This window comes from Ruegeria sp. BC3, assembly GCF_056539265.1.
Genome location: NZ_JBQFUP010000001.1, coordinates 1 through 21,894, shown reverse-complemented (window position 1 = coordinate 21,894; position 21,894 = coordinate 1). Strand labels below are relative to the sequence as shown.

General features: G+C 58.7%; 25 protein-coding genes. 17 read left to right on the top strand and 8 right to left on the bottom strand.

Features of this window, described 5'->3' with window-relative positions; genetic code table 11:
- Positions 1-14: 14 nt before the first annotated feature.
- Both gor and rpiA read right to left on the bottom strand, forming a co-directional pair.
- Complete coding sequence (gene gor, locus ACR0MV_RS00125; RefSeq protein ID WP_170421969.1) at positions 15-1,373, bottom strand: glutathione-disulfide reductase; 1,359 nt, start codon at positions 1,371-1,373, stop codon at positions 15-17.
- Between the two features lie 275 nt (positions 1,374-1,648).
- A complete protein-coding gene (rpiA, locus tag ACR0MV_RS00120) occupies positions 1,649-2,434 on the bottom strand; it encodes a ribose-5-phosphate isomerase RpiA (RefSeq protein WP_480700503.1) in 786 nt (261 codons plus the stop codon).
- Positions 2,435-2,601: 167 nt separating this feature from the next.
- Between rpiA and ACR0MV_RS00115 the strand changes: the two genes are divergently transcribed.
- From ACR0MV_RS00115 to ACR0MV_RS00100, 4 genes are read left to right on the top strand one after another with little or no spacing between them, the layout of a single operon-like run.
- Positions 2,602-3,303, top strand: coding sequence for a glutathione S-transferase family protein (locus ACR0MV_RS00115; protein ID WP_480701223.1), 702 nt, complete (start codon positions 2,602-2,604; stop codon positions 3,301-3,303).
- Between the two features lies 1 nt (position 3,304).
- Positions 3,305-4,678, top strand: a complete 1,374-nt coding sequence (locus ACR0MV_RS00110; protein ID WP_480700501.1) for an L-serine ammonia-lyase — start codon at positions 3,305-3,307, stop codon at positions 4,676-4,678.
- A gap of 24 nt (positions 4,679-4,702) precedes the next feature.
- Positions 4,703-5,113, top strand: coding sequence for a GFA family protein (locus tag ACR0MV_RS00105; protein WP_480700499.1), 411 nt, complete (start codon positions 4,703-4,705; stop codon positions 5,111-5,113).
- A 39-nt stretch (positions 5,114-5,152) separates the two neighbouring features.
- Positions 5,153-6,067, top strand: a complete 915-nt coding sequence (locus tag ACR0MV_RS00100) for a DMT family transporter (RefSeq protein ID WP_480700497.1) — start codon at positions 5,153-5,155, stop codon at positions 6,065-6,067.
- Here ACR0MV_RS00100 and ACR0MV_RS00095 read toward each other — a convergent pair.
- On the bottom strand, positions 6,012-6,719 hold the full coding sequence (locus ACR0MV_RS00095; protein WP_480700495.1) for a thiamine diphosphokinase: 708 nt from the start codon (positions 6,717-6,719) through the stop codon (positions 6,012-6,014). The genes ACR0MV_RS00100 and ACR0MV_RS00095 overlap by 56 nt on opposite strands.
- Positions 6,720-6,841: 122 nt before the next feature.
- On the opposite strand from ACR0MV_RS00095, the gene ACR0MV_RS00090 reads away from it, so the two are divergent.
- On the top strand, positions 6,842-8,473 hold the full coding sequence (locus ACR0MV_RS00090; protein ID WP_480700493.1) for a hypothetical protein: 1,632 nt from the start codon (positions 6,842-6,844) through the stop codon (positions 8,471-8,473).
- Between the two features lie 184 nt (positions 8,474-8,657).
- Positions 8,658-9,221, top strand: coding sequence for an N-acetyltransferase family protein (locus ACR0MV_RS00085; RefSeq protein ID WP_480700491.1), 564 nt, complete (start codon positions 8,658-8,660; stop codon positions 9,219-9,221).
- 6 nt (positions 9,222-9,227) lie between these two features.
- Here ACR0MV_RS00085 and ACR0MV_RS00080 read toward each other — a convergent pair whose 3' ends face one another.
- The 5 genes from ACR0MV_RS00080 to nthA form a co-directional block, all read right to left on the bottom strand.
- On the bottom strand, positions 9,228-9,470 hold the full coding sequence (locus ACR0MV_RS00080; protein ID WP_480700489.1) for a DUF2842 domain-containing protein: 243 nt from the start codon (positions 9,468-9,470) through the stop codon (positions 9,228-9,230).
- The gene (locus ACR0MV_RS00075) at positions 9,470-10,765 is read right to left on the bottom strand and encodes an adenylosuccinate synthase (RefSeq protein ID WP_480700487.1); all 1,296 of its coding nucleotides are present in this window, start codon (positions 10,763-10,765) and stop codon (positions 9,470-9,472) included. Before ACR0MV_RS00075 ends, ACR0MV_RS00080 begins: the two co-directional genes overlap by 1 nt.
- A gap of 211 nt (positions 10,766-10,976) precedes the next feature.
- Positions 10,977-11,312 carry a nitrile hydratase accessory protein gene (locus ACR0MV_RS00070; RefSeq protein WP_170464305.1) on the bottom strand — a complete coding sequence of 112 codons (336 nt, stop codon included), beginning with the start codon at positions 11,310-11,312 and terminating at the stop codon, positions 10,977-10,979.
- Complete coding sequence (gene nthB, locus ACR0MV_RS00065) at positions 11,309-11,986, bottom strand: nitrile hydratase subunit beta (RefSeq protein WP_480700485.1); 678 nt, start codon at positions 11,984-11,986, stop codon at positions 11,309-11,311. The genes ACR0MV_RS00070 and nthB overlap by 4 nt, the downstream gene beginning before the upstream one ends.
- The gene (nthA, locus tag ACR0MV_RS00060) at positions 11,983-12,597 is read right to left on the bottom strand and encodes a nitrile hydratase subunit alpha (RefSeq protein ID WP_480700483.1); all 615 of its coding nucleotides are present in this window, start codon (positions 12,595-12,597) and stop codon (positions 11,983-11,985) included. Before nthA ends, nthB begins: the two co-directional genes overlap by 4 nt.
- Positions 12,598-12,747: 150 nt before the next feature.
- On the opposite strand from nthA, the gene secG reads away from it, so the two are divergent.
- The 11 genes from secG to ACR0MV_RS00005 all read left to right on the top strand — a co-directional run bounded on the left by secG (position 12,748) and on the right by ACR0MV_RS00005 (position 21,614).
- The gene (secG, locus tag ACR0MV_RS00055; protein ID WP_170412006.1) at positions 12,748-13,113 is read left to right on the top strand and encodes a preprotein translocase subunit SecG; all 366 of its coding nucleotides are present in this window, start codon (positions 12,748-12,750) and stop codon (positions 13,111-13,113) included.
- 158 nt (positions 13,114-13,271) lie between these two features.
- A complete protein-coding gene (locus tag ACR0MV_RS00050; protein ID WP_170422006.1) occupies positions 13,272-14,915 on the top strand; it encodes a CTP synthase in 1,644 nt (547 codons plus the stop codon).
- A gap of 122 nt (positions 14,916-15,037) precedes the next feature.
- Positions 15,038-15,520, top strand: a complete 483-nt coding sequence (locus ACR0MV_RS00045) for a bacterioferritin (RefSeq protein ID WP_475204138.1) — start codon at positions 15,038-15,040, stop codon at positions 15,518-15,520.
- A gap of 157 nt (positions 15,521-15,677) precedes the next feature.
- Positions 15,678-16,454: an isocitrate lyase/PEP mutase family protein gene (locus ACR0MV_RS00040; RefSeq protein ID WP_480700481.1), complete on the top strand. Its 777-nt coding sequence runs from the start codon at positions 15,678-15,680 to the stop codon at positions 16,452-16,454.
- Positions 16,455-16,546: 92 nt separating this feature from the next.
- On the top strand, positions 16,547-16,996 hold the full coding sequence (locus ACR0MV_RS00035) for a tellurite resistance TerB family protein (protein WP_170422015.1): 450 nt from the start codon (positions 16,547-16,549) through the stop codon (positions 16,994-16,996).
- Positions 16,997-17,016: 20 nt separating this feature from the next.
- Positions 17,017-17,454, top strand: coding sequence for a tellurite resistance TerB family protein (locus tag ACR0MV_RS00030; RefSeq protein WP_170422018.1), 438 nt, complete (start codon positions 17,017-17,019; stop codon positions 17,452-17,454).
- The gene (locus ACR0MV_RS00025) at positions 17,451-18,203 is read left to right on the top strand and encodes a phosphate/phosphite/phosphonate ABC transporter substrate-binding protein (protein WP_170422021.1); all 753 of its coding nucleotides are present in this window, start codon (positions 17,451-17,453) and stop codon (positions 18,201-18,203) included. The genes ACR0MV_RS00030 and ACR0MV_RS00025 overlap by 4 nt, the downstream gene beginning before the upstream one ends.
- Positions 18,204-18,328: 125 nt before the next feature.
- Positions 18,329-19,105: an ABC transporter ATP-binding protein gene (locus ACR0MV_RS00020; RefSeq protein WP_170422024.1), complete on the top strand. Its 777-nt coding sequence runs from the start codon at positions 18,329-18,331 to the stop codon at positions 19,103-19,105.
- Positions 19,106-19,137: 32 nt separating this feature from the next.
- Complete coding sequence (locus ACR0MV_RS00015) at positions 19,138-19,851, top strand: transporter substrate-binding domain-containing protein (RefSeq protein ID WP_170422028.1); 714 nt, start codon at positions 19,138-19,140, stop codon at positions 19,849-19,851.
- A 72-nt stretch (positions 19,852-19,923) separates the two neighbouring features.
- Positions 19,924-20,811, top strand: a complete 888-nt coding sequence (locus tag ACR0MV_RS00010; RefSeq protein ID WP_170423250.1) for an ABC transporter permease — start codon at positions 19,924-19,926, stop codon at positions 20,809-20,811.
- A complete protein-coding gene (locus ACR0MV_RS00005) occupies positions 20,808-21,614 on the top strand; it encodes an ABC transporter permease (protein ID WP_170464313.1) in 807 nt (268 codons plus the stop codon). Before ACR0MV_RS00010 ends, ACR0MV_RS00005 begins: the two co-directional genes overlap by 4 nt.
- Positions 21,615-21,894: the final 280 nt, after the last annotated feature.

The window sequence follows — 21,894 nt, the reverse complement described above, 5'->3', positions numbered from 1 at the left end:
CGCCTGCTTGCAAATCAAGCAGTGCGCACAGGTTGCCGCATTGTCACCAGTTCTTCGGCCATAACCGGGTGAACAGCAACCGTACGGTCAAAATCTTCCTTGGTTGCGCCCATCTTTACGGCAATACCGGCCAGCTGGATCATCTCACCCGCGCCCGGCGCGACAATGTGGCAGCCCAGCACCTTACGGGTGGCCTGGCTGACGATCAGTTTCATCAGAACGCGCTGCGTTCCTCCGGCAAACGCCTTTTGCATGGGCTTAAACGAGGTTGCATAGACCTCGATCGGTTCCTGCGCCGCTGCCTCTTCTTCGCTGAGGCCCACCGTGCCGAATTCGGGCTGGGTGAAAATGGCGGTCGGGATCAATTCGTGATCCACGGGTGTCGGGTTGCCTTTGAATACGGTTTCGACAAAGGCCATGCCTTCGCGGATCGCGACAGGTGTCAGGTTCACACGGTCGGTCACGTCGCCGATGGCATAGATCGAAGGAACGGCTGTCTGGCTGTATTCATCGACAACGATCTCGCCTTTGCGACCACGTTCCACGCCCAGCGCCTCAAGGCCCAGATTGTCCGCATTGGGCACCCGGCCCGTTGCAAACATGACCACGTCGAACTGATCCTCGGTGCCATCGGTGGCTTTAACGCGGATCTTGTCGCCCTCTTTTGTCATCTCAAGCACGTTCGTACCCAAACGAACATCAATGCCATTTTGGCGCATTTCTTCGCAGATCAGACCGCGCGCCTCTTCGTCGAAACCACGGAGAATCTGCGCTCCGCGGTAGAATTGAGTGGTCTTCACACCCATGCCGTTCATGATCCCGGCAAACTCGCTGGCGATGTAACCGCCGCCGACGATCAGAATGCTTTCCGGCAGTTGGTCCAGATGGAAAATCTCATTGGAAGTGATCGCCAGCTCAGACCCCGGGAATTGGGGCACGACCGGACGACCCCCGGTGGCCACGAGGATGTGCTTGGCCGTCTTGCGCGTCCCGTCGGCCAGTTCGACCGTATGGGGATCGACCACGGTAGCGCGTTGGTCAAAGCTTTCGACACCGTTGTTCTTCAGGATATTGCGGTAGATGCCTTCCAGCCGGTCCAGTTCGGTCACCAGCTTGCCATGGAAGGTCTTCCAGTTCAGCGCGCCGGGCTGAATGTCCCAGCCGTAGGCTTGCGCATCGCCGACCATTCCTGAGAACTCACTGGCAAAAACCATCAGCTTTTTAGGCACACAGCCCCGGATAACGCAGGTTCCGCCATAGCGATCCTCTTCCGCCAGTGCCACCTTGGCGCCGTTCTCGCCAGCGGCTACACGCGCGGCACGAACCCCGCCCGAGCCTCCACCGATAACGAACAGATCATAGTCAAAGCTCATTTGTCCTGCCTTTTCCAAACTTCCGCACTCGCCATACCGGCGTTGCTAGGGGTGTACCCGATCTCGCGCCGCTGTCCAGAGTGATCACAAAGTCCCAAACATCTTGGATCTCGCGAACTTGCACCGGAAATTGCAGCAGCGCTCAATTCAAACGCCCAGATATGGTAGGTTCCAGCAAATTCAACGGCAGCGGGGCGATCTTTGACCTACCTTATCGGTTTGGAAACAAAGCAGATGGGAATCGCCAGTTGCTCAAACTTCCCCGTCAGCGCCGCTCAATCCGCCAAGTCCGAAAACAGGTTTTCGCCACCTTCGACCAAGTGGTCCAGTTCGATTGTTCCGTCGTTAATATCCCGCAGTTCCACCCGACCGTCGCCGTGGCCGATCACAACTTTGTCACAGATGTCGATGAACAATCCGTTTTCGACAACACCCGGCACTTGGTTCAGTACCAGCGCGAGTTGCCGTGCATTCCCGATACGCTGAAGGTGCAGGTCCAGAATATGGTTCCCCTCATCCGTCACAAACGGTGCCTCGCCGTTCATGCGCAGCGCCGCAGAGTTGCCTAATACGTCCATCGTATCCAGCGCCTCCTGGATCAGCGTGCGCGTAGTTTGCCAGCCAAAAGGGATCACCTCGACCGGCAGAGGGAAAGCGCCCAGCGTTTCTACCTCTTTCCCGGCGTCGGCTATAACGATCATCTGGTCACTGGCGGTGGCAACGATCTTTTCCTGCAGATGCGCACCGCCGCCGCCTTTGATTAGGTTCAGCTCGCCGTCAAACTCATCCGCGCCGTCAATGGTCATATCCAGCCACCCGGCCTGATCCAGCGAAACGACCTCGATCCCCAGTTCCCGGGACAGCTGCGCAGTACGGGTCGAGGTCGGCACCCCCTTAATCCGCAATCCTTCTTGCTTCACCCGCTCGCCCAATCGACGGACCATCCACGCGGCGGTCGACCCGGTGCCAAGCCCCACGCGCATCCCGTTTTCGACCATATCCGCAGCCCGGCACGCAGCTGCGAACTTCGCCTTGTCGATAGGCGACATATCTCCGGTCATTGCAGCATTCCCCCTTGGTATTACGGAATTTATACGGAATGTCCGGACAGACTGCGAGCGCCAATTCGCCCACCCCGACGGCAGGCCTGTCGCAAAACTACGCGTTTCCTATTGGAAACGTCGCAATCGAAGCTTACGAAACTGCCGCTGGTGTATACATACAGCGCATGAACGCGCCCTATACACTCCACTATGCCCCCGACAACGCCTCGCTGGTGATCAGACTGGTGTTGGAAGAGATGGGCCTGCCGTATGAAACGCGCCTAGTGGACCGTCGCCGGAGCGAGCAGGACGGTGAAGCTTATCGGGCACTGAACCCCAACGGTTTGATCCCTGTTCTGGAAACGCCAAATGGGCCGATTTTTGAGACCGCGGCCATCCTGTTGTGGCTGACCGACACACATGGGCAGCTTGCCCCAGCCCCAGACAGCCCGGACCGGGCGGCATTTCTGAAATGGCTGTTCTTTGCGTCGAACACCCTTCACGCGGACATGCGCATTCTTTTCTATGCCGAAAAGTACATCGACAAAGCGCAAGCCGACACGTTACGGCAAGGCATCCGCCCGCGCCTGCGTCAGCACCTTAGGAATCTGGATGATCTGGCGGCCACTGCGCCCGACTGGCTGAGCGGCGATCACCCCTCGGTCCTGAGCTACTACCTGGCATGTCAGATGCGATGGATGGCCCTTTACCCCGCCCGGGCTGATCGCAGTTGGTTCAAGTTGACGGATACGCCCCGTCTGCAATCAATTCTGACGCACCTCGAAAACCGTCCCGCAACACTGGCTGCCATGACAGCCGAGGGTTTGGGGACCACTCCCTTCACCAGCCCGACTTACGCTAATCCCTCAGAAGGCTCTGCTACCTGATATGTTTCTGTCTGTCTTCGATATGTTCAAAGTGGGCATCGGCCCCTCTTCGTCACACACAATGGGGCCGATGGTGGCCGCTGCGCGATTCCTGGAACTGATGCGTGCCTCGCCATTCGAATTTGCAGGCCTGCGCGCGTCGCTGCACGGCTCGTTGGCGTTTACCGGTGTAGGCCATGCGACCGACCGCGCCACGATCCTTGGGTTGGCCGGTTTCGTGCCGGATACTTATGACAATGACAAGGCCGAGGCTGCGCTGGCCGCCATTGCTGAAACGCATTCGGTCTCGCCCGAGGGTCTGCCACCGCTGCACTTCGACCCCAAGGCCGATATGATCTTTGACTACGATCACAATCTGCCCGGCCACGCCAACGGGATGATCCTGATGGCCACCGACGCACAAGGCGACGTGATCCTGCGGCAGGTCTACTATTCCGTCGGCGGCGGCTTTGTGTTGACTGAAGAAGAACTGGCCGAGGGCAAAGCCACCAATGACGGACCGCCGGTGCCCTTCCCGTTCCATTCGGCAGCCGAGATGCTGGAGATGTCAAAGGCCAGCGGTAAAAGCATCGCCCAGATGAAGCGCGAGAACGAGATCGCGCGCGGCTGTGCTGACAGTTTCGCCAAGGGCTCCGCCCGCCTCTGGGAGGTGATGAACAACTGCATCGAACGCGGACTAAAAACGGACGGAATACTTCCGGGTGGTTTGAATGTCCGCCGCCGTGCCAAGGGTATCTACGACGCGTTGCTGGCTGAGCGCGGCATGAACCTGAACGCGCCGCACACCATCAACGATTGGATGAGCGTTTACGCCATGGCCGTGAACGAGGAAAACGCGGCGGGCGGTCAGGTTGTCACCGCACCAACCAATGGGGCTGCAGGCACGCTGCCAGCGGTTCTGCGCTATTACCTCGACCACGTGCCGGGCGCATCGGAAAGCCATATCGAGGATTTCCTGCTGACCGCTGCCGCCATCGGCGGGCTGGTCAAGTACAACGCCTCGATCTCGGGGGCTGAAGCGGGCTGTCAGGCTGAGGTCGGAAGCGCTTCTGCCATGGCGGCGGCTGGACTGTGCGCGGTGATGGGCGGCACGCCCGAGCAGGTGGAAAATGCCGCCGAGATCGCGCTTGAGCATCATCTGGGCATGACCTGCGATCCGGTCAAAGGGTTGGTGCAGGTACCTTGTATCGAACGTAACGGGCTGGCGGCAATCAAAGCGGTCTCGGCAGCGTCGCTGGCGCTGCGCGGTGACGGGCAGCATTTTGTGCCTCTTGACGCCGTTATCGAGACCATGCGCCAGACCGGCCACGATATGCACGAGAAGTATAAGGAAACTTCGCTGGGCGGATTGGCTGTGAACGTGCCAAACTGCTGACAGAAAGCAAAACGGAGGACAGCGATGCAAGGACACTGCCTGTGCGGTACCATCAGGTACGAAGTTGATCCTCCGGTCCTGTCCTGCGTGAGCTGTCACTGCGACAGTTGCCGCAGGCAATGCGCCGCGCCGATGACCACCTATTTCGGCGTGCGCGACGGACAATGGCGCTGGACTGGCGAAGCCCCAGAGGTCTTCAACTCTTCCCCCGGTGTTGAACGCAGCTTTTGCCCGCATTGCGGCACGCCGATTTCCTTCCGGTCGCAATCCATGTCTGATGTACTGCACCTGTATGTCGCCACCCTGGACGATCCCAACCAGTTGCAGCCCACACTGCACGTCGCACACGAAGAAAGGCTGGATTGGCTGAAACTGGACGATGACCTGCCCGTGTGCATCGGCCCAGATTACACAAAGGTACAGCCGCTGCCTTAGGTGCTTTCAACCGGGCGTCAAAAGGCCTAGCGTCGCGGTATGACTCAGGATCGTCCCGTCTTTGGCATCTTCTTGATGCTTGGTTTCTGTGTGCTTGCTCCGCTGGGCGACTCCATCGCCAAGCTGCTGGGCGAGACGATGCCGGTGGGCGTTCTGGTTTTCATCCGCTTTGCCGTTCAGGCGCTGATCCTGATCCCGCTGGTGACCTTGACCGGGCGGCCGTGGCGCATGCGCGGGCGTATCCTGCGGTTGGCGTTCATCCGAACCGTCCTCCACATCATTGGCATTGCTGCAATGTTCAGCGCACTGCAATTCCTGCCACTGGCCGACGCAGTCGCGATCGCCTTTGTGATGCCCTTCATCATGCTGTTGCTTGGCCGGTACGTACTGGGCGAAGAGGTCGGACTGCGCCGCCTGACAGCCTGCCTTGTTGGTTTCATCGGAACCCTGCTGGTCATCCAACCGAGCTTTGTTCAAGTCGGCGCAGCGGCGCTATTGCCACTGGTTGTGGCCGTGGTCTTTTCTCTGTTCATGCTGGTGACCCGGCAAATCGCCAAGGAGACCGACCCGATCGCACTGCAGGCAGTGTCCGGAGTTATGGCCACCGTCCTGCTGTTACCTGTTTTGGCACTGGGAACTCTGGGTGAGGTCTGGGCGCTGTCCTTCATTGTCCCGCCAAGCGAAAGCCACCTGTTGCTGATCGGGATCGGAGTTCTGGGGACCGTCGCGCATCTGTTCATGACCTGGTCCCTGCGCTATGCGCCGTCGGCCACATTGGCGCCCATGCAGTATCTTGAAATTCCGGTGGCGACCTTGTTCGGCTGGCTAATCTTCCACGACCTGCCAAACGGCATGGCGGCAGCGGGCATCGCCATCACCGTCGCAGCGGGCCTTTATGTCATTCTACGCGAGCGGGCCAGCGACCGGTCTGCTCCGACAGAAACGCCTGCATGACCTGGTCCAGAGCATAACGGGGCACCATCACCAGCAGGCCCGGCCCGTCCACCGAAAGCTCTAGATCCGCCAGCGCGCGGTTTGACGTACCCACTTGCCCGCCAGGTTCCAGAACAAGGTCATCGATGGGCCATTCCAACCCCTTGCTGGTGCCCGTGACGCGCTGAAAGGGAAACAATGAAACCACATCGCCAGCAGTCAGGCTGAACGATATCCGGGGGGGCGCATGAAAGACGACCTCCGTTTCTCCGATCAGAATACAGGGGCGATCCTGTCGCTGAACCAAAGCGTTAAGTACTGCAAGTTGATGGTCCAACCGCCCACCCAAGAACCCGGCACCCAGAACCAACGGTGCATCGATACTACGCAGCGCTTTGTCAAAATCCGTGCTATTTTGTTCTCGTATGGGATACAAACGATCTTCAGGGATCATGTCTTTGTACCGGCTGTGCAACGAATCAAAATCGCCGATCACCGCGTCCGGGATACGACCTGATTCCACCAAAGGCGCAGCGCCACCGTCGGCCGCCACAACCGTTTTGGCGCGAATCAACATCAGATTCAGGTCGTCCGGGCCAATTTGCCCCCCTCCGACCAACGCAATTGGCTCAAATGACCGTACAATTGGGCGGTTTTTTCGAAGATTGATCATTTTTCCCGGATTTGGACACATTGAGACCACAAAATGATAGGTTCATGCAGAGAGTTCCGAGCCAATGGGTGTGCCTGCACATTTCTGGTTGGCTCTCGTAGTTTGTAGAGGACGTGCGTCTGATGGTACAGAACAACAAGGTATTGACCGTTTCTTATGGAACCTTCTCCTGCACTTTGGAAGGGTTTGACGATTCATTCGAAACGATGAAAGCAATCGCAGAATACTTCCGCGATCTTGCTGCCGATGATCGGTACTTCGGTTCTGAACCACCACAACCTGACGCAGAGATGCTGGCACGGATCGCCAAACGCGACGCTTCCAGACATGTAGAGGCCAGCCAGAACGAATCCGGCCTGCTGCTACGCGCAACCCAGCAAGCCGAAGCACCGGCACCTGCTGCCGTCGCTGCATCGACACAGGCCGCGGCTGAACCTGCGCAAGCGCCGCTGAATACCACGCCTCCTGCCCAAAGCTCTGAAGCGTTCTTTGCTGATGCCGAACCGGTCGACGAGACCCCCGCCCCGGCGGCAGACAGCATCGCGGCCAAGCTGCAGCGCATTCGCGCCGTTGTTTCTCATTCCGAAGAGAACTCGGTTGTGTATGCCGAGGATGAAGACACCAGCCTGATGAACCAGTCAGCAGGCCCGATGGACGCGGTAGCGGCTGCGTTCGAAGCGGGTTCGTTGAACGAAACGGATTTGGCCGAGAAGGTCGAACCGGAAACCGCAGAAGAAGCCGCGCCTGTTGAAACCGACGCAGACAAGGTCGAGGAGACCCCTGCAGAGTTCACCGAGGATAGCTCGGAAGAAACCGTAGTCGCAGAGACAGACGCAGAGGAAGCCGCAGAACAGGCCCAGCCCCTCTCGCTGGATCAAGAGTACGAAGACGAGGAAGAAGCGCCTGCGCCATCGGCCCTGTTTACCGATCTTGAGGACACTGCCGAAGCGGACGAACCGGTCAATATCCTGGGTGAAGAGGCCGAAGAAGATCAGGCCGATGAAGACAAAGAAGGCTATCTGACCGCAGCAGACGAAGCGAACGTGCTGAGCGAGATCTCGAAAGTCGAAGCAATTTTGTCCGGCGACGCGCCGGATGAGACTGCGCTGGATCAGGACATGTCGCGCCTGATGGACAAGGCGGACAGCCAGATGGACGATCCCGCAACCAGCACGCAGCGCGAGACCTATTCGCATCTGCGCACAGCCGTTGCGGCAACCGAAGCGGAACGCGCGAGTCAGACCAAGGACGACGAATCCGAAGAAAGCGGTTACCGCGGCGACCTGACTTCGGTCGTTAGCCCACGCCGCCCCGAGATTCAGGTCACCAGCATGCGCCCGCAGTCGGACACTTCGGCACCGCTTAAGCTGGTCGCGGAACAGCGTATCGACACGCTGGATCAGGAAGCCGGACCGGTTACCCCTCGCCGCGTGACCGCGCAATCTGAGGACGAGACCAACGAAGAAGGCGGCTTTGCCCTGTTCGCGCAAGAGCAAGGCGCGCAGTCGCTGCCCGACTTGCTGGAAGCCGCCGCAGCCTACCTCTCGTTCATCGAAGGCCAGGAGCAGTTCTCGCGTCCGCAGTTGATGAACAAGATCCGCTCGCTCAAGCAGGATGAATTCAACCGCGAAGAAAGCCTGCGGTCGTTCGGTCAGTTGCTGCGCGACGGAAAAATCGAAAAAGCAGGCGGCGGACGTTTCGCTGCGTCCAACCAAATCGGGTTCCGCCCCGATGACGAGCGCGCCGCAGGGTAAGCAAACACCTCACTCTAAGTTAAAGGGGCCGAAGGTAGTCTTCGGCCCCTTTTTTGTGCACGGCGCACGAATAACAGACGCGGCATTGGATCGGTTCATACCGCAGCTATGCTGCAGCGCAGAAAGATGCTAGGATCACAAGGGGACGATCTTGCCCCTCACCTGTTCAAACAGAGGCTGTGCCATGTATGAACTACCGATCCGACGCCTACGAATTTACGACAAAGCCAAGGTTGTCAGTCATTTCAACAGCCTGGACAACGACACTCTCAGATCGCGGTTCGGTGCCCCGGTCAGCGCAGAATTCATCGAGCGCTATCTGGCCGAACTTTTTGATACCGCTGCCCTGGTCTTTGGTGCCTTTCCGGACTCTCAGTTACGCGGCGTTGCAGAGCTGCACATCGTCCCGGAAAGCCAGAACTATGTGGCGGAAGCTGCCTTTACAGTTGAACCAGCCTGGCAGGACTTGGGTGTAGGGGACGCTCTGTTGTCCCGGATCATCACCGCCGCCCGCAACCGTGGCATTCGCGAGGTTCACATGCTGTGTCTCGCGACGAACCAAAAAATGCGCCGTCTGGCGATGAAACACAAAGCGGAATTGAACCTGATCACCGGACAGGTCGAGGCCACCTTGGCCGCCCCCTGGCCAACCCCGTTCAGCCTGGCCGAGGAGATATCGGGCGAGTATCACGCGATCGCGCGCGCGATACTCAGTTGGCCACGAGATCAGGAAAGGGACGCCGGCTAAACTGGGTCAGTCCTGCGACTGGTCCGGGTCGGCTTGCCCAACGCCCTTGAACACGAACTTAAAGGGCAAGGCCCAAATTATACCGAGGCCGATATAGACCAGTAGCTCAAGCCAGATTGGCGGCCGGTCCAGCCAATTCACAACCGTCACGACCGCCACGATGTAAAGCGGCAGCCCAACCAGCAACAGTATCAGAGACCAGCGGCGGCGCGCCTTATAGCTCAGGCCCTTTTTCTGCTCTTCTGCCATCAGTCAGCAAACGGGTCGGTCACCAGAATGGTGTCGTCCCGCTCCGGGCTGGTGGACAAAAGGGCGACGGGGCATTCGATCAGCTCTTCCACGCGGCGCACATATTTGATCGCGTTGGCAGGCAGATCGGCCCAGCTGCGCGCGCCCTCGGTGGATTCGCTCCAACCCGGCATTTCTTCATAGATCGGCGTGCAACGTGCCTGTTGATCCGCAGCTGTGGGCAGATAGTCCAGACGTTCGCCATCAAGTTCGTAACCCACGCAAATCTTCAGCGTCTCGAACCCGTCAAGAACGTCCAGCTTGGTCAAAGAAATGCCGTTCACACCGCTGGTCGCGCAGGTCTGGCGCACCAGGCAGGCGTCAAACCAACCACAGCGGCGCTTGCGGCCCGTGGTCGTACCAAACTCATGACCGCGCTCACCCAGACGCTGACCGTCGTCATCGTCCAGTTCAGTCGGGAACGGCCCCTCACCCACGCGGGTTGTGTAAGCCTTCACAATACCCAGAACGAAGTCGATCGACCCCGGACCGATACCAACCCCCGTGGCCGCTTGACCGGCGATCACGTTCGATGACGTCACAAAGGGATAGGTGCCAAAATCGATGTCCAGAAGCGCGCCCTGAGCACCCTCGAAAAGGATGCGCTTACCGGCCTTGCGCTTTTCGTTCAGGACCTTCCATACAGGGGCGGCAAACGGCAGGATTTCCCCGGCGATTTCTTTCAGCTGAGCGATCAGCGCATCCCGGTCGACTGGCTCGATCCCCAGACCCTTTCGCAGCGGGTCGTGGTGCTGCAGCGCCCGATCGACGCGCGCCTCCAGCGTCGCTTCGTCCGCCAGATCGGCAACGCGTACTGAACGACGACCAACTTTGTCTTCATAAGCCGGGCCGATGCCACGACCAGTGGTGCCGATCTTGGTGCCCTTGCTTGCGGCTTCTTCACGCGCACGGTCAAGCTCGCCATGAATCGGCAGGATCAGGGGCGTGTTTTCCGCAATCATCAGCGTCTCAGGCGAGATATCGACGCCCTGCGCCCGGATCGTTGCGATCTCTTTGATCAGGTGCCAAGGGTCCAGAACTACACCGTTGCCAATAACGCTCAGCTTGCCGCCGCGCACCACGCCCGAAGGCAGCGCGTGCAGCTTGTAGACCTCGCCATCGATGACCAGTGTATGGCCGGCGTTATGTCCGCCCTGAAAACGTGCAATCACGTCTGCCCGCTCGCTGAGCCAGTCGACGATCTTGCCTTTTCCTTCGTCACCCCATTGGGCGCCGACAACAACCACGTTGGCCATATCCGGTCCTTTTGCGCTGAGTTATCAAACTCGGCTCATATAGCGGCGCGCAAGCTGTAGGGAAACCGGTAATTCGACGCATGCAGCAATCGTGCTCTGCACGATGCCTCCGGCGGAGGTATTTTTAGCCAGATGAAGCCTCGGATCCCTTGTTCATCTGGCTGAAAATACCTCGGGGGAGTCGCCCGAAGGGCGGCGGGGGCAGAGCCCCCTACTCGCCTGCCAACCGCACCGGCTGCCCGTGGGGCGTGGTCAGGTAAGCCTCTTCCCACTTGTCGCGCAATTGGCTTACGTCACCAAGGGCTGCGGATCCCTGCTCGACCAAAAGCGCCTCGAGCGTTTCGAGCCATGCGCCAAAGTAGTCATCGCCGCCATTCAATTCACGGTGCAGTCCGTTGCGTTTCAGAGTGGCGGAGAAGCGCGCGGCCCAATCTGACCAGGCAAATCGCCCAGCTTCGTTCAAAGCGACTGTCACAGCAAATACCTGAGCGTGCCAGGGCTCGGCAAAGACTGGTTCCGGGGCATCGTATGAAAGGCATTCGCTCATAGGGGCTCCAGATAACTTTGCCAGAGGTCCAGGACCACCTCGTCCTGCGGATGCTCGGGGTTCGCCCAAAGCTCGGACGCAGGAAAGACGACGGCATATAGCGGTTCCGGGGCTTCACCCAATTGATGTGCGCTTGAATCGGGCAGCACGTGTGTACCATGCACCATGAGGATGCGCCCCTTGGCCCCTGCAGCGTAGATTGGCAACCGTGTGTGCCCGCCGTCGACCAGGCGGTTTGCAGCGGGGCGAGCGGTCACCACCTCTTGCCCGATCTCGAATTTGACAGGGACGTTCGACGGACGATCCGCCGGCCCGCCATTGGCCAAAACGCCTGCAACGGCCTCGGCCTTCAGCGCTCGGCTTGCCAATGGGTGCGCTTCGTCACTCGTTTGGCCGCGCAAGTCCTCTTCGGAGAGCACTCCGGTTTCGACCAACAGGTCAGCCAAAGCCGAAATCCATTTCTCATAATAGGAAAACCGAGAGTAATCCTTGGGTGACAGGCGTTCGCGTGCATGGCGGGATATGTCGATGTTCCACTGACCAAGCGATCCTGCGGCCAGAGTCACCGCCAGCGCCCGACCATGCCACTCTTCGGCGAACACCGGGGCGTCGTCGGGTTCAGGGTGCACAGGCCCATCACCGAACCGCCCCCCCATGTCGTGTACGCGGGTCATGATGGCACCTTTGGCAGTCCGGTGCCAATCATGCTGTCCCGGGTCACCAACGCCGCCAGTTCATCTTCGGACCGACCATCTGTTCCGTCCGGACGCATTGGCAGAACGAGGTACCGAACCTCGGCCGTCGAATCCCACACACGAACAGAGCTCGTCGCAGGCAAACTGACCCCAAACTCGGCCAGAACCTTGCGCGGTTCCCGAACGGCTCGGGCACGATAGGCGTCAGACTTGTACCAACCGGGCGGGATGCCCAGCAGGGGCCACGGGTAACAGCTGCACAGTGTGCAGACGACCATGTTGTGTTGCTCGGGTGTATTCTCGACAACAACCATATGCTCGCCCTGCCGACCGTAATAACCCAGATCGGCTACAACCGATGTCGCGTCTTTGAGCAGCGCAGATTTGAAATCAGGGTCGCGCCAGGCCTTGGCAACGACCCGCGCGCCGTTCTGCGGACCGATCTTGTTCTGATAGGTATCAATGATCTCATCCAAGGCGGCCGGATCAATCAGCCCTTTTCGGGTCAGAATCGTCTCAAGCGCTTTGACGCGCAGTGCAGGTTCAGGCGGCAAAAGGGCGTGCGGGTGGTCGTGATCGTCATGTGGCATGGCCGCAGCCTGCGCGAGGCGCGGCCTTTCTGTCCAGTCCCTTTGACGTGATCTGACGCATCACCGATCTTGATGCCAACTCCTCCCTTGCCCCCGGAACCAAACTTGCATAAGTACCACGCGATACACGTCACGCCGCACAGGAAGACCATGGAAAACGTCGTTCTCATCATCCACCTCCTCTTGGCCCTTGGCCTGATTGCCGTTGTTCTGATGCAGCGGTCCGAAGGCGGTGGCCTTGGCATGGGCGGCGGTGGTGGCGGTGCCATGACCGGACGCGCTGCAGCGACTGCTTTGGGCAAGGTGACGTGGATTCTGGCCGCTTGTTTTATTGTGACTTCGATCACGCTGACCATTCTGGCCGCTCAGAAATCCTCGGGTAGTTCGGTAATTGACCGTTTGGGCGTTCCGGCCCCGGCTCCGACCGAGGAAAGCACACCGGCGGTTCCGTCGGCGGATGATCTGTTGCCACCGGCAGAGGGCGACAACGCGCCGCTGATCCCGCAGGCCAACTGATCCACAAAACCTAGAAACCTGAAAGAGGACTGCAACAGCATCTTGCGGTTCTCTTGCGCTATTGGCGCGAATCCTTTATACGTGAAGTCCCGTGATGCAGCGGTTTTTCGGAACCGTCGGGCAGCTGATTTTGACGTCTCACGGGAGCAGCCGAAAACATGGCGCGTTTTATTTTCATCACTGGTGGTGTGGTTTCGTCCTTGGGCAAAGGACTGGCTTCGGCGGCTCTGGGCGCGCTGTTGCAAGCTCGGGGATATTCGGTGCGTCTGCGCAAGCTGGACCCCTATCTGAACGTCGATCCGGGTACGATGTCGCCGTTTGAACATGGCGAAGTGTTCGTGACCGATGACGGGGCTGAGACTGACCTGGACCTCGGCCACTACGAACGTTTCACTGGCGTTGCTGCGCGCAAGACCGACTCGGTCAGCTCGGGCCGGATTTATTCCAACGTGCTCGAAAAGGAACGCCGCGGGGATTACCTCGGCAAGACCATTCAGGTGATCCCGCACGTCACCAACGAAATCAAGGATTTCATCTCCATCGGCGAGGATGAGGTCGACTTCATGCTGTGTGAGATCGGCGGCACCGTAGGCGATATCGAAGGCCTGCCCTTCTTTGAGGCTATTCGCCAATTCAGCCAGGACAAGCCGCGCGGTCAGTGTATCTTCATGCACCTGACGCTGCTGCCCTACATCAAGGCTTCGGGCGAGCTGAAAACCAAGCCGACCCAGCACTCTGTGAAAGAGCTACGCTCGATTGGTCTGGCCCCCGACATTCTAGTCTGTCGGTCCGAAGGTCCGATCCCGGCCAAAGAACGTGAAAAGTTGGCTTTGTTCTGTAACGTGCGCCCTGACAGCGTGATCGCGGCTCAGGACCTGAGCACCATCTACGACGCCCCGCTGGCCTATCACCGCGAAGGTCTGGATCAGGCGGTTCTGGATGCGTTCCAGATCAGCCCTGCTCCCAAACCCGATCTGGCCAAGTGGGAAGACGTCAGCGACCGAATCCACAACGCCGAGGGCGAAGTGAAAGTTGCCATCGTCGGCAAATACACTCAGTTGGAAGACGCCTATAAGTCAATTGCCGAGGCCCTGACCCACGGCGGAATGGCCAACCGGGTCAAGGTCAAAGTCGAATGGGTCGATGCCGAAGTATTCGACACCGAAGATGCCGCCCCGCATCTGGAAGGGTTCCATGCAATCCTCGTGCCCGGAGGGTTCGGCGAACGTGGCACCGAAGGCAAGATCAAGGCCGCACAATATGCGCGCGAGCATAAGGTGCCGTATCTGGGTATTTGTCTCGGCATGCAGATGGCTGTCATCGAAGCCGCACGAAATGCGGCTGGCATCAAAGAGGCCGGGTCCGAAGAGTTCGACCACGAAGCAGGCAAAAAACGTTTTGAACCTGTTGTTTACCACCTGAAGGAATGGGTACAGGGCAACCACAAAGTCGAACGCAAAGTCGGCGACGACAAAGGCGGCACCATGCGTCTGGGTGCTTATGATGCCGTGCTGGCCGAAGGTTCGAAAGTGGCCGAAGTCTATGGTGGCACCAATATCGAAGAACGTCACCGTCACCGCTATGAGGTGGATATCAAATACCGCGAGCAGCTTGAAAAAGCCGGTCTCAACTTCTCGGGCATGTCGCCCGATGGCCGCTTGCCGGAAATCGTTGAATGGTCGGATCATCCCTGGTTCATCGGCGTTCAGTATCACCCGGAATTGAAATCCAAACCGTTTGATCCGCACCCCCTGTTCCGCGACTTCGTACGCGCGGCGAAAGACACCTCGCGCCTCGTCTAAGGTTCTTTGCGTCGGACTGTCACCCCGCATTGTGTTGCGGGGTGTAACCTCCTAACTATTTGAACAGGCAGGCCACCTGCCATGCAAATTGAATGCAGTTCAAAGATTCAGGAGTTTTTCCGATGAGCAACGCGACAACGATCACGAACCTTCAACAAGCGCTTCATATGGAAATGACAGCGGCGCATCAGTACCAGTTGCACGCGCACGTGCTGAACGACTGGGGTTTGGATATTCTGGCCGAAAAGATGCGCGGCGAGATGCAGGAAGAGCTGGGCCATTCGGATGCCTTTATCGAACGCATCTTATTTCTAAGCGGTACGCCCGAGCTTGAGCTACAGAAAAGTCCCAAAGCTGCGGACAATCTGGAAGAGATGTTTTCCGCTGACCTGAAAGACGAGATGGAGGCGATCGACTTCTACACCAAGGCCGCAGCGCAAGCGGCCGAGGTCGGTGACGTTGGCTCCCGTACTCTGTTCGAGCGTATCCTGCTTGAGGAAGAAGGCCACAAGGCGTGGTTGGAAACCGAACTGTCTCTGCTCAAGCGGTTGGGCGAGTCGGCATTCAGTGCCCGGTATGTTTCTGGCACGGCCAACGAGGGCTGAACTTTCAGTCGACATGGAAAAGTCGCGATAGCTGGGCCAGCAACCGCTGGCCCTTTTTCGTTCGTCACCTCAAAGTGACGTTGCCAGGTCAAAAAACGCTACGCGGGTTTGCCCCGTCGTGGTTAGTGTTGGGCAGAACACGACAGGAGCCTCCCAAATGACCGATCAAATTCAGCGCGCGGAAACTTTTGCCAGCCTTCACAAGAAGGGCGATCCGGTCATCCTCTACAATATATGGGACGCAGGCAGCGCCGGGGCCGTGCGGGACGCAGGCGCCAAGGCCTTGGCAACCGGCAGTGCGCCTGTTGCAATGGCGCAGGGCTTTGCAGACGGTCAGAACATCCCGATGGAGGTCGCCCTGGACAATGCCCGCAGGATCGTTGCTGCCGTGGACCTGCCCGTTTCGCTGGATTTCGAAGGGGGCTATGCCGAAAGCCCCGTGGGCATAATCGCCAACGCCCAAGCCGCGCTGCAGACCGGCGTAGTCGGCTTTAACTTCGAAGATCAGATTGTTGGCAGCAAAGACTTGTATGACATCGAGACGCAGGCCGCGCGCGTTGCTGCCCTGCGCGAAGGGTGCGATGTGGCGGGCATCCCGGCATTCATCAATGCGCGCACCGACATTTTCCTGAAGGCTGCCCCCGAAACGCATGATACGGCAATGCTGGATGACGCCATGGCCCGCGCCGAGGCCTACGCAGATGCAGGTGCCAGCGGGTTCTTTGCGCCGGGGCTAAAGGATGAAGGCATGATCGCAAAGCTATGCGATTCGACCGATTTGCCCGTGAATATCATCGCCCTGCCCGGCACACCGGATACCGCAACCCTTGCGTCATTGGGCGTAGCCCGGATCAGCTACGGGCCTGTTCCCTATCGCCATATGCTGGCATGGCTGCAAGAACAGGCCAAACTGGCCCTGCAACAGGGCTCGTGATCTGCGCGGTTAACGGCAAGGATGCGACCATTCAAGGCTATGACGGGTAGTCAGCGCTTGGCGGACTACAAAATATGGAATAACCTCGTGCCATGTTAAAAAAATTTCTTCAGGCTTTCCGCCCGCCCCAACACGACCAATTGCCTGACCCGGATGCCGAATTGGCATTGGGTGCCCTGATGGTGCGCGTCGCGCAGGCAGATCGGGACTATAAGCTAGAGGAAATCAGCCTGATCGACCGCATTCTTGCGCGGCTTTATCAGCACAACGCGATTGAGGCCGCAAAGGTTCGCGCAACCTGCGAAAAACTGCATGCCGCCGCGCCCGAGACCGACACCTTCGGCAAACTGATCCGCGAGACCACCGACCTGCAAGAGCGTCTGGCCGCGCTTGATGCGCTGTGGGAGGTCGTTCTGGCGGATGGCAACTCGGACGAGGGTGAGATGAAGATCGTAGAGGAAGCCCGCATCGCGATGGGGCTGAGCTTTAACGACAGCCGGCAAGCGCGCGAGCGGGTGCAATCGCGCTTGGAACAGACCTAATCGGCTTCTATATCTAGCTCATGTTCAGCGATTTTCTGTCCCGGCTCACGCAGCCTCAGCCCGACCCACTTGCCGATGATGACGCTCGCTTGGCCCTGACGGCCCTTCTTGTGCGCATCGCCCGGTCCGACAATGACTATGCCGACAGCGAAATGGCACGAATCGACCGGATTTCTGGCGAACGTTATGGTCTATCCCCTTTCGAAGCAGCAGGGCTGCGCGCCCGCGCCGAAGACCTTGAGGCCGAGGCCCCTGATACCGTTCGCTTTACCCGCGCGATCAAAGAGGCCGTCCCCTATGACGATCGTCTGGCGGTCGTTCAGGCGATGTGGTCAGTCGCCCTCGCCGATGGACACCGCACGGGCGAGGAAGATTCGCTGCTGCGTCTGGTGGTTAGCCTTCTGGGGGTCAGCGACGTGGATTCAGCACTGGCACGTCAAAAGGCGGCCAAATCGTGATTGCTACGCTGGGCATGTATGACATGCCCGCGCTGCAGCCCGCCAATGACCGTTTTTGGTCATTGATTCGGGCTCATCTGGGGTTTGGCCCTACGCACCTCACCCGCGGGGCGGATGTCTGGGACGTTTGGAAAAGCCCCGATCTTGTCTTTTCGCAAACCTGCGGCATGCCCTATCGCACCCGTTTGCACGGCAAAGTTCATCTTGTGGGTACACCGGATTACGGCTTGGCCGGGTGCCCGCCAGGGTTTTATCGATCCGTCTTCGTGGCCAGAAAGGACGATGCCCGCGACCTGGGTCAGTTGGCCGAGGGCACCTTTGCTTACAATGAGCGACTGTCTCAGTCCGGTTGGGCTGCTCCGATGGTTCATTTGTCACGCCACTGCCGCCTGCCAAAGGATGTGTTGGAAACCGGCGGCCATGCGGCTTCGGCTGCTGCCGTCGCGGACGGACAGGCAGATTATGCGGCGCTGGATGCGCTGACCTGGGACTTATTGAAAGACCATTCGAAGCTTGGCGAGACGCTGAGAGAGGTCGCGGCCACCGAACCGACCCCGACCCTGCCCTATATCACCGCCAAGGGCCAGGACGCGGCGGAAATCGCGAATGCGGTCCGGGCCGCCATCCACGATCTGTCCCCCGCAGATCAAAGCCTGTTGCGTGTGCGTGACCTGATCGAAATTCCAGCTGAACGCTACCTTGCGGTTCCCAATCCTGCACCCGACGCAGACAGATTGCTTGATCCCTAGCCAATTTGATCAGAACGTCTGGTCAATTTGACAGTTAATAGCCCGTTCTCTGTCATTTGCGCATTGCATTGCGCTGATTTTTAAGCCCTAGTACCGCACCAACACCAACAACAGCTGGACCACCCGTGACAGATTCCACTCCGGTCATCGAGATCAAGAACCTACACAAGAGCTTTGGCAATCTTGAGGTGCTCAAAGGTGTGGATATCACCGCCAGACGCGGCGATGTCGTATCGTTGATCGGCTCGTCGGGGTCGGGTAAATCGACGTTGCTGCGATGCTGCAACCTGCTGGAAGACAGCCAACAGGGCGAGATCCTGTTTAAGGGCGAACCGGTCCGCTGGACCGGAAACGCGCACAACCGTCGCCCAGCCGATCCGAAACAGGTTCTGCGCATCCGCACCAACCTGTCGATGGTGTTCCAGCAGTTCAACCTGTGGGCCCACATGACCATCCTTCAGAACGTGATGGAGGCCCCGGTGACCGTCATGGGCCGCGACAAGGCCGAGGTTGAGGACAGCGCGCGCAGGTATCTGGAAAAGGTCGGCATCGGTGACAAATGCGACGTCTACCCGGCGCAACTTTCTGGCGGTCAGCAGCAGCGAGCCGCGATTGCGCGCGGCCTGTGCATGGAGCCTGAGGCGCTTTTGTTCGACGAACCGACCTCGGCGCTGGACCCTGAGCTGGAACAGGAAGTTATCAAGGTGATCAAGGATCTGGCTGCCGAAGGCCGCACCATGATCATCGTGACGCATGACATGAAAATGGCCGCCGATATTTCAAGCCACGTGGTGTTCCTGCACCAGGGCCTGATCGAAGAGGAAGGCCTGCCGGAAGACATCTTCACGACCCCTGAATCTGCGCGACTTCAGGGCTTCCTATCCGCCACCAAGGCGGCATAAAATCAGGACAGAATTAACTAGGGGAGTATCCAATGAAAAAACTAGTTCTGACCACAGCTGCACTGGCGCTGAGCGCTGGTATGGCGATGGCCGATACCGTCCGCATGGGCACCGAGGGCGCCTACCCTCCGTGGAACTTCATCAATGACGCCGGCGAGATCGACGGTTTCGAGCGTGAGCTGGGTGATGAGCTGTGCAAGCGCGCCAACCTGGAATGCGAATGGGTCAAGAACGACTGGGATTCGATCATTCCGAACCTGGTCTCGGGCAACTATGACGTCATCATTGCGGGCATGTCGATCACCGACGAGCGCGACGAGGTGATCGACTTCACCCAAAACTACACGCCGCCGGATCCGTCCGCTTACGTTGCCGTTTCGGACGATGTTGACGTCGCCAACGGCGTTGTCGCTGCGCAGACCGGCACCATTCAGGCCGCATACATCGCGGAATCGGGTGCAACTCTGGTCGAGTTCGCAAGCCCCGAGGAAACCATCGCGGCTGTTCGCAATGGCGAAGCCGACGCTGTACTGGCCGACAAGTCGTTCCTGGCTCCGATTGCCGATGAAGACGCAGACCTGCGCTTTGTTGCCGAAGACGTTCCGCTGGGCGGTGGTGTCGGCATTGGTGTCCGCGAGTCGGATGGCGAGCTGAAAGAAAAGTTCAACACGGCTATCCAGTCCATGAAGGACGACGGCAGCCTGAACGAGCTGATCACCAAGTGGGAAGTGTCCTCGACCTTCTGATTTGAACCAGGTTGCGCGCCCCCAATATCGGGGCGCGCCGCCCCTGAGCCTTAGCACCTCAAGAGGCCCGCCATTTTCTCGTTCTGCACTGATCCCGATACGCTCGGAACGTTCCGTTGGTTTTCCTGCTATCTGACCAACGGCGTCCATTGGTCGTTTTACCTTTCGTTCCTGAAGGTCTTGCTGTTGCTGGCCGTCACGGCGCCTGTTGCGCTGGGGTTCGGGTTTGTGGGTGCGATGGCCGCCCGATCACATATCCCGCCTGTTAGCTGGCTGGGTAAAGGTTACATCGCCATCGTGCGCGGCGTGCCGGACATCGCCTTCTTCATGTTCTTCGTGATTGCCCTGGATCAGGCCTTTGAATGGATGCGTCATAAGGTTCTTTGCCCCGACTGGACGGACCCGATCCGTCAGGGCAACGACTTCATCGTCTGCCAATCGGCAAAACTGCCGCTGAGCACAGCACCGGAATGGGTGCATGAAACCTATGGGTTTTTCCTGGCGGTGATCACCTTCTCGATCGTGTTCGGAGCCTTTGCGGCCAATGTGCTTTTTGGCGGTATGCGGGCAGTACCACACGCACAGCTGGAAACGGCCGCCGCCTATGGCTTGTCCCCGCGCCAGACTTTCTGGCGCATTCTTGTGCCGCAGATGTGGGTCTATGCCCTGCCCGGCCTGTCGAACCTGTGGATGGTGCTGATCAAAGCCACGCCGCTGTTGTTCCTGCTGGGTATCGAAGACATCGTCTATTGGGCCCGGGAATTGGGCGGCACAAAGACATCGAAATTCACGCAATACCCCCATGGCGACTGGCGCATGTGGTACTTCCTAGCCCTGTTGATCTTCTATCTTGGTATGACCCGTGTCTCGGAAATCGGACTTGAAAAGCTGATGCGTCGCTTGTCTCACGGTCAGGCCACATCAGGTGGAGAGCTTCTGCGTAAGGAGACAACCGCATGAGCTGCATCCAAACCATCCAGGACTATGGGCTGCGCTCCATCGGCCTCGGCGAACGTCTGCTACCGCGCAATGATTTCACTCTGTGTGAGCAGTTCACCCTGATCGGGTCAGGCATGATCTGGAATATCTATTTCGGCATCATGGCGCTGGCGACAGGGTTCTTTCTGGCCACCGCTGTGGCCTTGGGCAAAGCATCCACCAACAAATGGCTGCGCAAGCCGTCCGAGTGGTTCATCTTTATCTTCCGCGGCTCGCCGCTGTTCATCCAGTTCTTCTTTGCCTACTTCTTCTTCCTGTCGCTGAAGAAGTCCTATCCCATGTTTGACGCGCTGACGTCGGCGTGGCTGGGGGCGCTGATCGTTCTTTTCCTGAACACTGCGGCCTATTCGGGCGAGATCTTCTATGGCGCGCTGCGCTCGATCCCCAAAGGCGATATTGAGGCCGCCGATGCCTATGGCATGTCGGGCTGGTCGCGGTTCCGCCGCATCATCTGGCCCACGATGCTGCGCCTTGCGTGGCCTGCCTACACGAACGAGGCAATCTTCCTGTTCCACGCCACCACGCTGGTGTTCTTCTCGGCGTTCCCGGCTTGGCAACAGCGTGGTGACGCGCTGTATTATGCCAGCTATTTCGCGGACAAGACCTTCAATCCGTTCATCCCCTACCCGATTCTCGCCTTCTACTTCATCCTGCTGACGCTGGTGATCGTTGGTGTGTTTGGGCTGATCAACAAACGGCTGAACCGGCACCTACCCACAGCCAGAAAAGCCAAGATGCGGTTCCGTCTGAACCTGGCACGTTAAGAACGGCACTCACGTCTTTTCTAAACCGGGCCTTTGGGTCCGGTTTTTTTGCGCAAAAATCGGCTTGGTCAAAGTCCGAAATACGCTGACGATATGGGGAGATGGTACCGCCTCCCTGGCTTGAACAGGGGACCTCTGGATCCACAATCAAGTGCACTACCTTTTCCCCTATTACCCACACATTGCGATTGTCTGACGTCAGCACCAATGGGACAGTTTAAGTAGATTTGATAAGAGAGGGTTTCTGGCTCATCGTAACCGCCAAGGAGTGGAGATGAGA